The organism is Paraburkholderia lycopersici, from assembly GCF_900096975.1.
Lineage (GTDB): Bacteria > Pseudomonadota > Gammaproteobacteria > Burkholderiales > Burkholderiaceae > Paraburkholderia > Paraburkholderia lycopersici.
The window spans coordinates 17,299-28,676 of the sequence record NZ_FMYQ01000048.1 but is presented as its reverse complement, the minus strand read 5'-3'; the positions used below and the strand labels follow the sequence as shown (position 1 = coordinate 28,676).

General features: G+C 67.2%; 10 protein-coding genes. 5 read left to right on the top strand and 5 right to left on the bottom strand.

Translation table 11 applies throughout. The annotated features are described in order from the left end of the window. Positions 1-162 precede the first annotated feature (162 nt). Both BLU17_RS31100 and BLU17_RS33425 read left to right on the top strand, forming a co-directional pair. Positions 163-579, top strand: a complete 417-nt coding sequence (locus BLU17_RS31100) for a MarR family winged helix-turn-helix transcriptional regulator (RefSeq protein ID WP_092006284.1) — start codon at positions 163-165, stop codon at positions 577-579. A 60-nt stretch (positions 580-639) separates the two neighbouring features. Continuing rightward, positions 640-789, top strand: a complete 150-nt coding sequence (locus BLU17_RS33425) for a hypothetical protein (protein ID WP_092006279.1) — start codon at positions 640-642, stop codon at positions 787-789. Positions 790-837: 48 nt separating this feature from the next. Here the strand turns inward: BLU17_RS33425 and zwf are convergent, their stop codons facing one another. Together zwf and BLU17_RS31085 are read right to left on the bottom strand one after the other, a co-directional pair. After that, complete coding sequence (zwf, locus tag BLU17_RS31090; protein WP_092006276.1) at positions 838-2,313, bottom strand: glucose-6-phosphate dehydrogenase; 1,476 nt, start codon at positions 2,311-2,313, stop codon at positions 838-840. 224 nt (positions 2,314-2,537) lie between these two features. Continuing rightward, entirely contained in the window at positions 2,538-3,872 is a 1,335-nt protein-coding gene (locus tag BLU17_RS31085; protein WP_092006273.1) for an Nramp family divalent metal transporter, read from the bottom strand. Between the two features lie 239 nt (positions 3,873-4,111). Between BLU17_RS31085 and BLU17_RS31080 the strand changes: the two genes are divergently transcribed. The 3 genes from BLU17_RS31080 to BLU17_RS31070 all read left to right on the top strand — a co-directional run bounded on the left by BLU17_RS31080 (position 4,112) and on the right by BLU17_RS31070 (position 7,460). Beyond that, entirely contained in the window at positions 4,112-5,098 is a 987-nt protein-coding gene (locus BLU17_RS31080) for a YncE family protein (protein WP_092006270.1), read from the top strand. A 13-nt stretch (positions 5,099-5,111) separates the two neighbouring features. Beyond that, entirely contained in the window at positions 5,112-6,119 is a 1,008-nt protein-coding gene (locus tag BLU17_RS31075; RefSeq protein ID WP_092006267.1) for a sterol desaturase family protein, read from the top strand. 219 nt (positions 6,120-6,338) lie between these two features. Beyond that, positions 6,339-7,460, top strand: coding sequence for a 3-deoxy-7-phosphoheptulonate synthase (locus BLU17_RS31070; protein ID WP_092006264.1), 1,122 nt, complete (start codon positions 6,339-6,341; stop codon positions 7,458-7,460). Between the two features lie 25 nt (positions 7,461-7,485). Here the strand turns inward: BLU17_RS31070 and BLU17_RS31065 are convergent, their stop codons facing one another. From BLU17_RS31065 to BLU17_RS31055, 3 genes are read right to left on the bottom strand one after another with little or no spacing between them, the layout of a single operon-like run. Beyond that, positions 7,486-8,124: a DUF2894 domain-containing protein gene (locus BLU17_RS31065; protein ID WP_245747103.1), complete on the bottom strand. Its 639-nt coding sequence runs from the start codon at positions 8,122-8,124 to the stop codon at positions 7,486-7,488. Then, positions 8,114-8,761 (bottom strand): OmpA family protein, encoded by a 648-nt coding sequence (locus BLU17_RS31060; RefSeq protein ID WP_092006262.1) that lies wholly within the window; start codon positions 8,759-8,761, stop codon positions 8,114-8,116. The genes BLU17_RS31065 and BLU17_RS31060 overlap by 11 nt, the downstream gene beginning before the upstream one ends. Next, a complete protein-coding gene (locus tag BLU17_RS31055; RefSeq protein ID WP_092006259.1) occupies positions 8,758-11,376 on the bottom strand; it encodes a DUF802 domain-containing protein in 2,619 nt (872 codons plus the stop codon). The genes BLU17_RS31060 and BLU17_RS31055 overlap by 4 nt, the downstream gene beginning before the upstream one ends. Positions 11,377-11,378 lie beyond the last annotated feature (2 nt).

Genomic DNA, 11,378 nt, shown 5'->3' with positions numbered 1-11,378 from the left:
TGCCCGAAACCTTGGCCGGCCTGCACTTCGTCATTTTCGCCGTGCTTATGCTTGTCCACTTTGCAGCCCTTAACAATAGTGCCTAACACGCTCTAGGTAAAGTCATATCCGGCTTCGGCATGAATCGTTGCATAGCTAACGATATCGGGTTATGCTTTCGGCATGTTCGATCATTGCCTTTACTTCAACACCACGGCGCTCGCGCGGCGTCTGGAGCGCGAATGGGCGGAAGCCTTCGAGTGCTTCGAGCTTACGCCGCCGCAGGGCTTCATGCTGCGCGCCGTGCTCGAGCGGCCCGGTTCGCTGCAACGCGAACTGGCCGATCTGCTGTTCATCGCCCGGCCGACGGCTACGCGCGTGCTCGACGGTCTCGAAGCGCGCGGTTACGTGGAGCGGCAGCGCACCGAAGGCGACGGGCGCGAAGTGGCGATCGTGCCGACGGCACAGGCGCTTGCGATTCGCGAGGCGCTCAACGCCGCGAGCGCGGCCGTGACGAGCCGCCTCAAGCGCACGCTGGGCGGCGAAGCGTTCGGGAATACCGTTTCGCGCCTGCGTACGGCGCGCGCCACGTTAGGCTGAGCGATCGCAGCGCGCTATTGCCGCGCGCGCAAAAAGGCATCAAAAGGTAGGAGTTTCATCATGCGGCGCATCGGCGCTTTTTGTATTTCGACGTGGCTTGCGGCCGCCGTACTTTTTCTCGGGCGCCATTCGGTGCCGTTGATGGCGGTGAGCGGGGTGATCGCGTTCGCGGGGCTCGATCTCTTTCGTCCCGGTTCGGGCGACCACTAATGCGGGGGGCGAGCGCCACGCACGAAACGCGGCGCTCGGTCCGTCGAATCACATCTCTTCGGCCCACGACAGGTTTTCGCGCGCGAGCAGCGCCGACGATGCCGCCGGCCCGAACGTGCCCGCCGTGTAGGTGCGCGGGCGGTCGTTCAGTTCCTTCCAGCCGTCGAGAATCGGTTCGACCCATTTCCATGCGGCTTCCAGTTCGTCGCGGCGCATGAAGTGCGTGAGACGTCCGCGGATCACGTCGATCAGCAGGCGCTCGTAGGCTTCCGCGCGGCGCTCGGGAATCGCCTGTTGCAGATCGAGATTCAGGTTCACGGGCAGCATGTTCATGCCGCTGCCGGGTTCCTTCGCGAGCATCTGCAACTGGATCGACTCTTCGGGCTGAAGCTGGATCACGAGACGGTTGCCGTAATTGCGCGGCCCGCTCGGGAAGATCGAGAACGGCAGGTCCGCGAATTCGATCACGATTTCCGACTGGCGCTTCTGCAGGCGCTTGCCCGTGCGCAGGAAGAACGGCACGCTGGCCCAGCGCCAGTTGTTGATGTGCGCGCGCAGCGCCACGAACGTTTCCGCCTTGCTGTCGGACGGCACGTTGTCCTCTTCCAGGTAGCCCTTCACTGGCTTGCCGTCCACGGCGCCCGCGGCGTACTGGCCGCGCACGGTGTCGCGGGCGATGTCGGCGAGCGACATGGGGCGCAGCGAGCGCAGCACTTTGAGCTTTTCGTCGCGCACGGCGTCCGGGTCGAGCGAGACGGGCGGCTCCATCGCCACGATGCACAGCAGTTGCAGCAGATGGTTCTGCACCATGTCGCGCAGTGCGCCCGTGTGATCGTAAAAGCCCGCGCGGCTGCCCACGCCTACCGTTTCCGCCACCGTGATCTGCACGCTGCGGATGTACGGCGCCTGCCAGAGCGGCCCGAAGATCGGATTGCCGAAGCGCAGCACCATGAGGTTCTGCACCGTTTCCTTGCCCAGATAGTGGTCGATCCGGTAGATCTGCGACTCGGAGAAATGCTTGCCCACCGACTCGTTGATCTCCTGCGCCGACGCGAGATCGTGACCGAGCGGCTTTTCGAGCACGACGCGCGAACTGCCGTCGAGCAGGCCGCCTGCCGAGAGGTTGTCGCAGATCGTCGTGAACAGTTCCGGCGACGTGGAGAGATAGAACACGCGCAGCGCATGCTCGCGCGACGCCGCCTTCAGGTGCGCGTAATCGGCGGGATCGTTCACGTCGATGATTACGTACTGGAACAGGTTCAGATAACGGTCCCAGGCTTGCGCGTCGAAGGCTTTCGCGTCGATGAACGGACGCGACTGCTCCTCCATGAACTTGCGATAGTCGTCGATCGTCCAGTTCTTGCGGCCCACGGCGATGATGCGCGTTTCGGGCGGCAGGTTGCCGTGCAGGTGCGCCATGTAGAGCGCGGGCAGCAGTTTGCGCGCGGCCAGGTCGCCTCCGCCGCCGAAAATGATCATGTCGACGGGCTGTTCGGGCAAGGCTTGGGCAGGCTGATTCGTCATGGCATGTCGGAGGTGGCGCGCGCTCGGTCATCCTGCTCGGCAGGACCGCTTGCGCGCGGTTGCAAAAGCCGCGCCCTTCGAAGGCAGGCGCGGCGAAACGCTAATGGTGCATGGTTTCGCGCGAGTTTGCACGCGCTGCGCGAACGACCCGGCGCGCGAGATTCGTGCGGCAAGAAACCGGCCGGCCGTTCACTAAACGCGTTCGCGCGGCATTCGACGGATCGTTATGCGAGCCCGGGCACGGCCACGCCGAAAGTTCCCAGCAGCAGGACGACGTTGAGCGCGAGCACGACGGCCGCGCCCGCCACGGCCACGGCGGCCGTGAGCGCGCCGTTGCGATGCGGCCCCATCACGTCGCGGCGGCACGTGAACCAGACGAGCGCGGTCATCGGGAACGGCAGGGCGAGGCTCAGCACGACCTGGCTCATGACGAGCGCAACGGTGGCGTTCACGCCGAGCGCCACCACGACGAAGCTCGGCACCATCGTCAGCGCGCGGCGCAGCCATAGCGGAATGCGAAAGTTCACGAAGCCCTGCATGATCATCTGCCCGGCGAGCGTGCCGACCACCGAACTGGAAATGCCCGAGGCGATCAGCGAGACGAGGAAGATGCTGGCCGCCGCTGCTCCGAGCAGCGGCGCGAGCGTGCGGTAGGCGGTCCCGATCCCGGCGACGTCCGCATAGCCCTCGTGAAACGCGCCCGAGGCCATGACCACCATCGCCATGTTGACGAGGCCGGCCACCGAAAGCGCGACCACCACCTCGACGTTGGAAAACTTCACGAGGCGCGCGCGCTCCGTGTCGTCGCGAGCCAGCACGCGCGCCTGGGTGAGTCCCGAGTGCAGGAAGAGCGCGTGCGGCATGACCGTTGCGCCGATAATGCCCACCGCGATCGTCACGGCTTGCGCGTCGGGCAGGCGCGGCGTGGCCAGATGGCGCAACAGGCTCGGCCATTCGACTGGCGTGATGAAAAGCTCGAGCACGTAACAGATGCCGATCACGCCGACGAGCGCGCCGATCACGAGTTCGAGCGGCCGGAAGCCCGCGCGTTCGAGGAAGAGCAGCGCATACGTCACGACGGCGGTCACCGCCATGCCCGCCAGCAGCGGGAGATGAAAGAGCAGCGCGAGGCCGATCGCGCCGCCGAGAAACTCGGCCAGGTCGGTCGCCATCGCCGCGACTTCGCTCACGCTCCACATGAGCCACACGAACGGCGCGGGGAGCGAGTCCCGGCACAGTTCGGCGAGATTGCGGCCCGTCGCGATGCCGAGTTTCGCGGAAAGGCCCTGAAACAGCATCGCGATGACGTTGGCGAGCAGCACGACCCACAGCAGCGCATAGCCGTAGCGCGCGCCGGCCTGGATGTTGGTCGCGAAGTTGCCGGGGTCGATATAGGCGACGGAAACCACCACGGCCGGGCCCGCGAGCGGCAGCAGAAGGGCGAGGCCGCGGCGGCGTCCTTCGAGCGCGTCGCGGACCGCGGCGGTCGTGTTGCGCGTCAGCCCGTCGGGCGCGCGAGCGGCGCTAGCGGGGCGATCTTCGCGGGCGCGACGGTCCATGAAACTTCTCGTACGAGTTAGGGTCTGTACGCGCGGCCCGTCGCCGCGAGGCACGCATCGGACAGCAGCAAATGCGTTGCATGTGCGTCATCGAAACCGGGCCCTCATGCGTTAAGCAGGCAATCCGCGCGACCGCCTCTCGCTCCCATCTCAGCACAAACGGGCACAGCGCGTCTTCGCTGCTTATTCTCCCTTACGAAATGCCTGAATTCCCGATCTTTTCGTTTACACCGGCCCGCATGAAAACACCGCTCGCGGCCGCGTTGCTGATGGGCGGCCTTGCATGGGGCGCGTTCGCCCATGCCGACGACAAGGTCATCGTGCTCGATTCGGGCGAAGCGAAGCTTTCGCTCATCGACGAAGCGAGCCGCACCGTGGTCGCCACCGAGCCCACCGGCAAGGAACCGCATCACCTGATGATTACGCCCGACGGCAAATCGCTCATCGTCGCCGATTCCGTGTCGAACGATCTGCTGTTCCTCGATCCGCATACGGGCCAGGTGCAGCGTCGTCTCGAAGGCATTGAAGATCCGTATCAGCTCGGCTTTTCGCCCGACCATAAATGGTTCGTGACGGCCGGCCTGCGGCTCGACCGCGTGGACGTCTATCGCTACGACGGCCAGAACCTCACGATCGCAAGGCGCATTCCGCTCGCGAAAACGCCGAGCCACATCACGTTCGCCTCGGACAACAAGACGGCGTTCGTGACGCTGCAGGACACGGGCGAAGTGGCGGCCATCGACCTGCCGACACAAACGGTGCTCTGGAAACTGCAGGTGGGCAGCACGCCCGCGGGCCTGTGGATGACGCCCGGCGACAAGTACCTGCTCGTCGGCATGACGGGCGAGGACGACGTGGCCGTGGTGGACTGGCACAACCGCACGCTCGTGAAAAAGATCCAGACCGGCCGCGGCGCGCACAACTTCCGCAATCTCGACGACGGCAAGCATGTGGCCGTGTCGAACCGCGTGGAAAGCACGATCAGCATTCTCGACTACACCACGCTCGCCAAGGTCGGCGACATCACGGGCCTGCGTCCCGGCCCCGACGACATGGAGCTTTCCGCCGACAAGCGCTACTTGTGGGTGACGTTCCGCTTCGCGAAGCACGTGGGCATCGTCGATCTGAACACGCGCCGGCTGATCGACACCATCGCGGTGGGCCGCTCGCCGCATGGCATTTATTTTGCGGACAGCGCGCCCGTCTACGCGCCCAACCCGGATTGACGCAGGAGTCCCGATGCTCGATACGCTGATTTCGCAGGCCGACAACCTCGTTTCGTGGCTGCAGACGCTCGTCTATGTGGACGTGGTGCAGCCGGTCTTCTACAAGGTCGGCCTGATGGGCTACGACGAGGACACCTACGACGCGCTCTACTGGGTGATCGTGGGGGTGCTCGAGATCGTCGCGATGTACGCGATCCTGCGTCCGCTCGAAGCGCTGCGTCCCGCCGAGGAATGGGGCGACCGCAAGGCCTTGCGCGCCGACGTCTGGTACACGTGGATCGCGAAGCTCGGCATCGTCAACATCGCGTTCTTTTTCCTGCTCACGCCGCTGTTCAATCACTGGCAGAGCCTGATGGCGATCCACGACGTGCCGAACATCGAGGTGGACAACCTCTGGCCCGGCGTGACCGACAGGCCGCTCGTGTCGTTCCTGATCTATCTGGTCGTGCTCGACTTCGCGGGCTACTGGTATCACCGCTGGCAGCATCGCTTCGGTGTGTGGTGGGAGCTGCACGCCGTGCACCACAGCCAGCAGCAGATGTCGCTGTGGTGCGACGACCGCAACCATTTTCTCGACGATATCGTGCAGGCCGCGTTCTTCGCGGGCATTTCGCTCTTCATCGGCGTGCCACCCGCGCAGTTCGTCGTGCTCGTGGCCGTGAGCAACTTCATGCAGAGCGTGCAGCACGTGAACGCGCGTATCAATATCGGCCGGCTGCTCGAGCGCGTCGTGGTGAGCCCGGCGTTTCATCGCCGTCATCATGCGATCGGCTACGGCCACGAAGGCACGCGTTATGGCTGCAACTTCGGCGTGCTGTTTCCGTGGTGGGACATGATGTTCCGCACGGCGTCGTGGAACCGGCAGCACGAGCCCACCGGCATTCGCGACCAGTTGCCCGCACCGTACGGCAATGGCGTGAACTATGGCGAAAGCCTGCTCGCGCAGCAGTGGTTCGCGCTCGTGCGCATTGCGCGGCGGCTGGCGGGCAAGGGGTATCCGATGGGGGACGCGGCGCGCTGATTCGATGCCGGTTGCGATGTTCCCGGCGCGAGGCGGTCTTCGGGCCGCCTCGTTTCGCTTCGGACCTCGCTTCGGACCTCGCATCGGACCTCGCATCGGACCTCGCTTCGGACTTCGCTTCGGATCTGGTTTGGGGCCCCGCTGGCGCGCCGGATGCGATAATCGCGCATTCACCCCACATGCATGGTGCGCGCTTAAGGTGCGCAGACGGAGAACATCTTGAGCCGTATCGACAATCCTCAGCACGACCAGGAAGTCGGCATTGCCGACGCCACCCAGGACACGACCCGCATCGACGACGTGCGCATCGGCGCCGTGCGCCCGCTCATCTCGCCCGCGCTGCTGCTCGACGAACTGCCGGTGCCGCGGGCGTCGCAAACGCTCGTCGAACAGAGCCGCGCCGAGATCGCCAGGGTGCTCGCGCATCGCGACGACCGGCTCGTCGTGGTGGTGGGCCCGTGCTCGATTCACGACCACGACCAGGCCATCGAGTACGCGAAGCTGCTCAAGACGAAAGCCGACGCGCTCAAGGACGAGCTGCTGATCGTGATGCGCGTGTACTTCGAGAAGCCGCGCACGACGGTGGGCTGGAAGGGGTATATCAACGACCCGCGTCTGGATGGCAGCTTCCGCATCAACGAGGGCCTGCGCGCGGCGCGCCAGTTGCTGCTCGACATCAACGCGCTCGGCCTGCCCACAGGCACGGAATTTCTCGACCTGCTGAGCCCGCAGTACATCGCCGACCTCGTGGCGTGGGGCGCGATCGGCGCGCGCACGACCGAAAGCCAGAGCCATCGGCAACTGGCCTCGGGCCTTTCGTGCCCGATCGGTTTCAAGAACGGCACCGACGGCGGCGTGCAGGTGGCCGCCGACGCCATCGTCGCGGCGCGCGCGAGCCACGCGTTCATGGGCATGACGAAGATGGGCATGGCAGCGATTTTCGAAACGCGCGGCAACGAGGATTGCCACGTGATCCTGCGCGGCGGCAAGAGCGGGCCGAACTACGACGCGGCCTCGGTGGCGGCGTGCTGCGCGTCGCTCGCGAAGGCGGGGCTGCGCGAGCAGGTCATGATCGACTGCTCGCATGCGAACTCGAACAAGGCGCACGAGCGGCAGATCGAGGTGGCGCGCGATATCGGCGAGCAGTTGGGCGGCGGAGAGAAGCGCATTATCGGCGTGATGATCGAGAGCCATCTCGAAGCGGGCCGCCAGGACCTCAAGCCGGGCGTGCCGCTCAAGCGCGGCGTGTCGATCACCGATGCGTGCATTAGCTGGGCGCAGACGGCGCCGGTGCTCGACGGGCTCGCGCAGGCCGTGCGGGAGCGCCGGAAGGCGGGGTGAACCGGGGGGCGGGCGTCCGTTGCGGCTACCGCCCCTTGCCCCGCGCCCCTTTCTTCGCCGACGCGCTTTTTGGCGCTTCCTTCGGCGCCGCCGCTCCCGCCACGCTCGCAGTCAACTGATCGAGCCAGGAAAGCGAATCGGCATAGGCCAGAAAGTGCTGCAGATACCCCGGCGACATCTCGCGCATGAGCGAAAGCGCGCGATGCACGAGGCTGCTCGAATTGAGCGGCCCGGCGTTTCTGGGCACCTGATCGAGCGACTGCCGCAATTGCTTTTCGGCCCGCACGCGCGACCACGTTTGCCGGAAGTATTCGACCAGTTCCGGGTCCGGCTCGTGCCGCGCCCGCGACGCGGGGAGTGCCGGCTGCGCACGCGCGAGCGAATCGACGAGGCGGCGGAGCCCGCTTGCGCCGCTGTCGTCGTCGAGCTTGGGCGAGGTCCTCGGTGCCGCGCGCGCGAGATCGTCGGCGAAGGCGTTGAGCAACTGCGCGAGCCGCGCGTCCAGGAGGCGCCGTGCTTCGCCCGCGTGCGCGGCGGCGCGTTTTTCCAGCGCTTCGATAAAGTGAAAGCGCACCGGGTCGAGCCGGTCGGCGCCGCGCGCGCGCCAGGCGTCGAGCAGGGCGCGCGCGTCGGACGCAGCGTGCCGCATGCCGTCATTGACCATGCTTGCCCTCGCCGACAGTGTGTCGCGGCACCGGCGCGATTTCCACGCGGCGGTTCTTCGCGCGGCCGGCTTCGTCGGTATTCGCGCTGACCGGCTGTTCGGAGCCGAACGCGGCCGCGAACACCGACGACGCGGGAACGCCCTCGTCGATGAACGCCCGCGTGACCGTGAGCGCGCGCTCGGCGGAAAGCTCCCAGTTGTCGGCGAAGCGGCGGTTGCCCGCATGCACCTGCTGGTCGTCGGCAAAACCGCTGACCATGAGGATTTCGTCGCGGCTCTTCAGATACGCCGTGAGCGGCCCGGCGAGGCTTTTGAGCAGTTCGCGGCCCTGCGGCGTCAACTGGTCCGAGTTCAGCGCGAACAGCACGCTGCCGCTAATGCCGATGCGCCCGTTCACGAGCGTCACGCGCCCCGCCGCGAGCGGACCCGCGAGCGCCTGTTCCAGCGTCTTGCGGCGCTGCGTTTCGGCCTGGCGCTGCCTGACCTCGTTTGCGAGACGGCTCGACAGTTCGAGCTGCATGCCGACCACGCCCACGAGGATCAGCAGGAACGCGCCCAGCAGCACCGACATCAGGTCGGCGAACGCGGGCCAGACCGGCGCGGCGGGGGCCGCGCCGCCGTCGATTTCGTCGTTCATGCCGCGTCGACTCCGGCGGCGCCGCGCTGGCTCGCGAGCTGCTGCAGGTTCTCGACGATCTGCTTCTGCGACAACATGCTGAGGTCGATGACCTCACGCGCCTGTGCCACGTAGTAGGCGAGCTGGTCGTCGCTGCGCGCAAGCGACTTGTCGAGCGCGGCCTCGATGCGCTCCAGATGCGCCACGAGCTTGTCGTTCGATTCGCCGAACACGGTGACGGCCGCGCCGAACGCGTCGCCGAGGCTCGCCACTTCCGCGGCGCTGCCGCTCACCTGCGCGGCGACCGCGCCGAGCCTGCCGGCTTCGGCCTCGACGTTCGCGGTGAACTGGCCGCCCACGCGCTCGAGCAGGTCCGCCGACGTGGAGACGAGCGCGTCGATGGCCGAACGCTGCTCGGTGGAGGCGCGGTTCACGGCGTCGAGCAGCGTTTCGAGCGTGGCGAGCAGACGGTTGCGCTCCTCGTCCATCGCCGTGTCGCGGACCATGCTGTCCGAGAGTTTCTGGCGCAGCTCGGCGATGACTTCGGCGGCGGCTTGCGGCGCGACCGACGCGGCCTGCACGAGACGCCCGATTTCGGCAATCGTGCTGGCGTTATGGGCCTGCGACTGCGTGGTGATGTCGCCGGCGGTGCGGGCGAGGGTTTCGCAGATTTCCTGCTGACGCTGCGCCGTCGCGGCGCTCGCGGCTTCCCACTCCGTGCGCAGCGCGGCGGCCACGATCGCGAGCGAGGTGGTCCACGTTTCGAGACGCTGTTCGTCGCGCGCGGAGATTTCCGCATGCAGGTTCGCGGCGGCCTTGGGCGCTTCGGAAGCCGCTTCAACGAGGCGATCGATCTCGGCGATCGTTCTCGTTGCATGTTGCTGCGATTGTGCGGCGATGTCGTTCGCGGTCCGGGCAAGCGTCGCACAGATTTCCTGCTGACGCTGCGCCGTCGCGGCGCTCGCGGCTTCCCACTCCGTGCGCAGCGCGGCGGTCATGGTCGCGAGCGAGGTGGTCCACGTTTCGAGGCGCTGTTCGTCGCGCGCGGAGATTTCCGCATGCAGGTTCGCGGCGGCCTTGGGCGCTTCGGAAGCCGCTTCAACGAGGCGATCGATCTCGGCGATCGTTCTCGTTGCATGTTGCTGCGATTGTGCGGCGATGTCGTTCGCGGTCCGGGCAAGCGTCGCACAGATTTCCTGCTGACGCTGCGCCGTCGCGGCGCTCGCGGCTTCCCACTCCGTGCGCAGCGCGGCGGTCATGGTCTCGAGCGCTTGCGCCCAGCTTGCGAGCCGCGCTTCGTCGCGCGCGCCGAGCGTCGTCTGCAAGTCCGCATGCGACGCATCCACCGCGCGCAGCAGCGACGCCGAATGCTGCTCGAACGCGGCCGACGCCGCGGCGAGCGCCTGCTGGTTGCCGGCCGCGAGTTTTTCGCCCGAGCGTTCCTGTTGCTCGAGCGCCGCTCGCCATGCGAGCGACATCGTTTCCGAAGCGGCCTCGAAGCGCGTCGACACGCCTTCGAGGAGGCCCGCGGACCGTTGCTCGAAGCTCGCGTTGAAGCGCTCCAGCGCACCGCCGAGGTCGGCGGCGAGCGCCTCGCTGGTTTGACGGTGCTGCGCCAGCGCGCGGTTCCAGATCTCGGCGACGTTCGCGGTCGAGGCTTCGAAGCCGTTCGCGAGCCCTTCGAGCTGCCGCTGCACGGCTTGCGTGAGCGTGCCTTGCAGCGACGCCGATTCGCGCGCGAGGCCCGCCATGGTCGCTTCCACGACCGGCTGCAGCGCCGCGCCCGCGGCGCGCGCGCTTTCGGCGGCGCCCGATTCGAGCGACTGGCTCATGGAGGCCGCGAGGCGGCTCCACGCGGCTTCGGCGGTCGCGGCAAAGGCTTGCTGGCTCGCGAGCTGCCGTTCGTGCTGCGCGGCGCCCTGGCGCTCGATCAGCGTCATCAGCGTCTGAAGCTTGTCGACGAGCGCGGGTATGGCGTCGGCCTGGCGCTGCAGCAGCTTGAACGATTCGTCGCGCTGATGGACGGGCGAGAAACCGCGCAGCGTCGTGGCGATCTTCACGTCGAGCTGCTGCGCGGCTTCGATGCGCTCGCGGCGGCAGAGCGCGGAAAGCAGGCCCAGCATCGCGGAGGTGGCCACGCCCGCGATCGAGGTGCCGAAGGCCAGGCCGAGGCCGTTGACGGGCGCGGCGAGCGAGGCGCGAATGGCGTCGAGGTCGGTGGCGCTTTCCAGCGCCGCGCCGGTGCCCCTGAGCGTGACGACCATGCCGAGCAGCGTGCCGAGCATGCCGAGCAGCACGAGGAGGCCGGTGAGGTAGGGCGCGAGCGCCGGGCCGGGCAGCGCCATGCGCTCGCCCTCGATGCGCGCGCGCACCGGATTGCGCAGGGCGGGATGCAGTGTATCGAGCCAGCCCGCAAGCCGCGCCGGCGGCGCGCTCAGCTGCGCGACGGCCTTGGCGAGCGTGACGGTGGCCTGGCGGAAGCGAAGAAGCTCCCAGGCGCCCGTCACATAGCACGCGCCGATGAGCAGCGTGACGGCGCTCGCAAGCGCGTTCGAGCCCAGGTAGCCGACGCCGGTCCAGCAAACGGCGGCGAGGCCCACGACGAAAACAACAGGTTCAATACGAAATCGGGACATAG

Excerpts from the sequence above, each read along its gene's own strand:
- BLU17_RS31060 (WP_092006262.1), bottom strand. The coding sequence starts at position 8,761 with ATGAACGACGAAATCGACGGCGGCGCGGCCCCCGCCGCGCCGGTCTGG.
- BLU17_RS33425 (WP_092006279.1), top strand. The coding sequence starts at position 640 with ATGCGGCGCATCGGCGCTTTTTGTATTTCGACGTGGCTTGCGGCCGCC.
- BLU17_RS31065 (WP_245747103.1), bottom strand. The coding sequence starts at position 8,124 with ATGGTCAATGACGGCATGCGGCACGCTGCGTCCGACGCGCGCGCCCTG.
- BLU17_RS31075 (WP_092006267.1), top strand. The coding sequence starts at position 5,112 with ATGCTCGATACGCTGATTTCGCAGGCCGACAACCTCGTTTCGTGGCTG.
- BLU17_RS31055 (WP_092006259.1), bottom strand. The coding sequence starts at position 11,376 with ATGTCCCGATTTCGTATTGAACCTGTTGTTTTCGTCGTGGGCCTCGCC.
- BLU17_RS31085 (WP_092006273.1), bottom strand. The coding sequence starts at position 3,872 with ATGGACCGTCGCGCCCGCGAAGATCGCCCCGCTAGCGCCGCTCGCGCG.
- zwf (WP_092006276.1), bottom strand. The coding sequence starts at position 2,313 with ATGACGAATCAGCCTGCCCAAGCCTTGCCCGAACAGCCCGTCGACATG.
- BLU17_RS31100 (WP_092006284.1), top strand. The coding sequence starts at position 163 with ATGTTCGATCATTGCCTTTACTTCAACACCACGGCGCTCGCGCGGCGT.
- BLU17_RS31080 (WP_092006270.1), top strand. The coding sequence starts at position 4,112 with ATGAAAACACCGCTCGCGGCCGCGTTGCTGATGGGCGGCCTTGCATGG.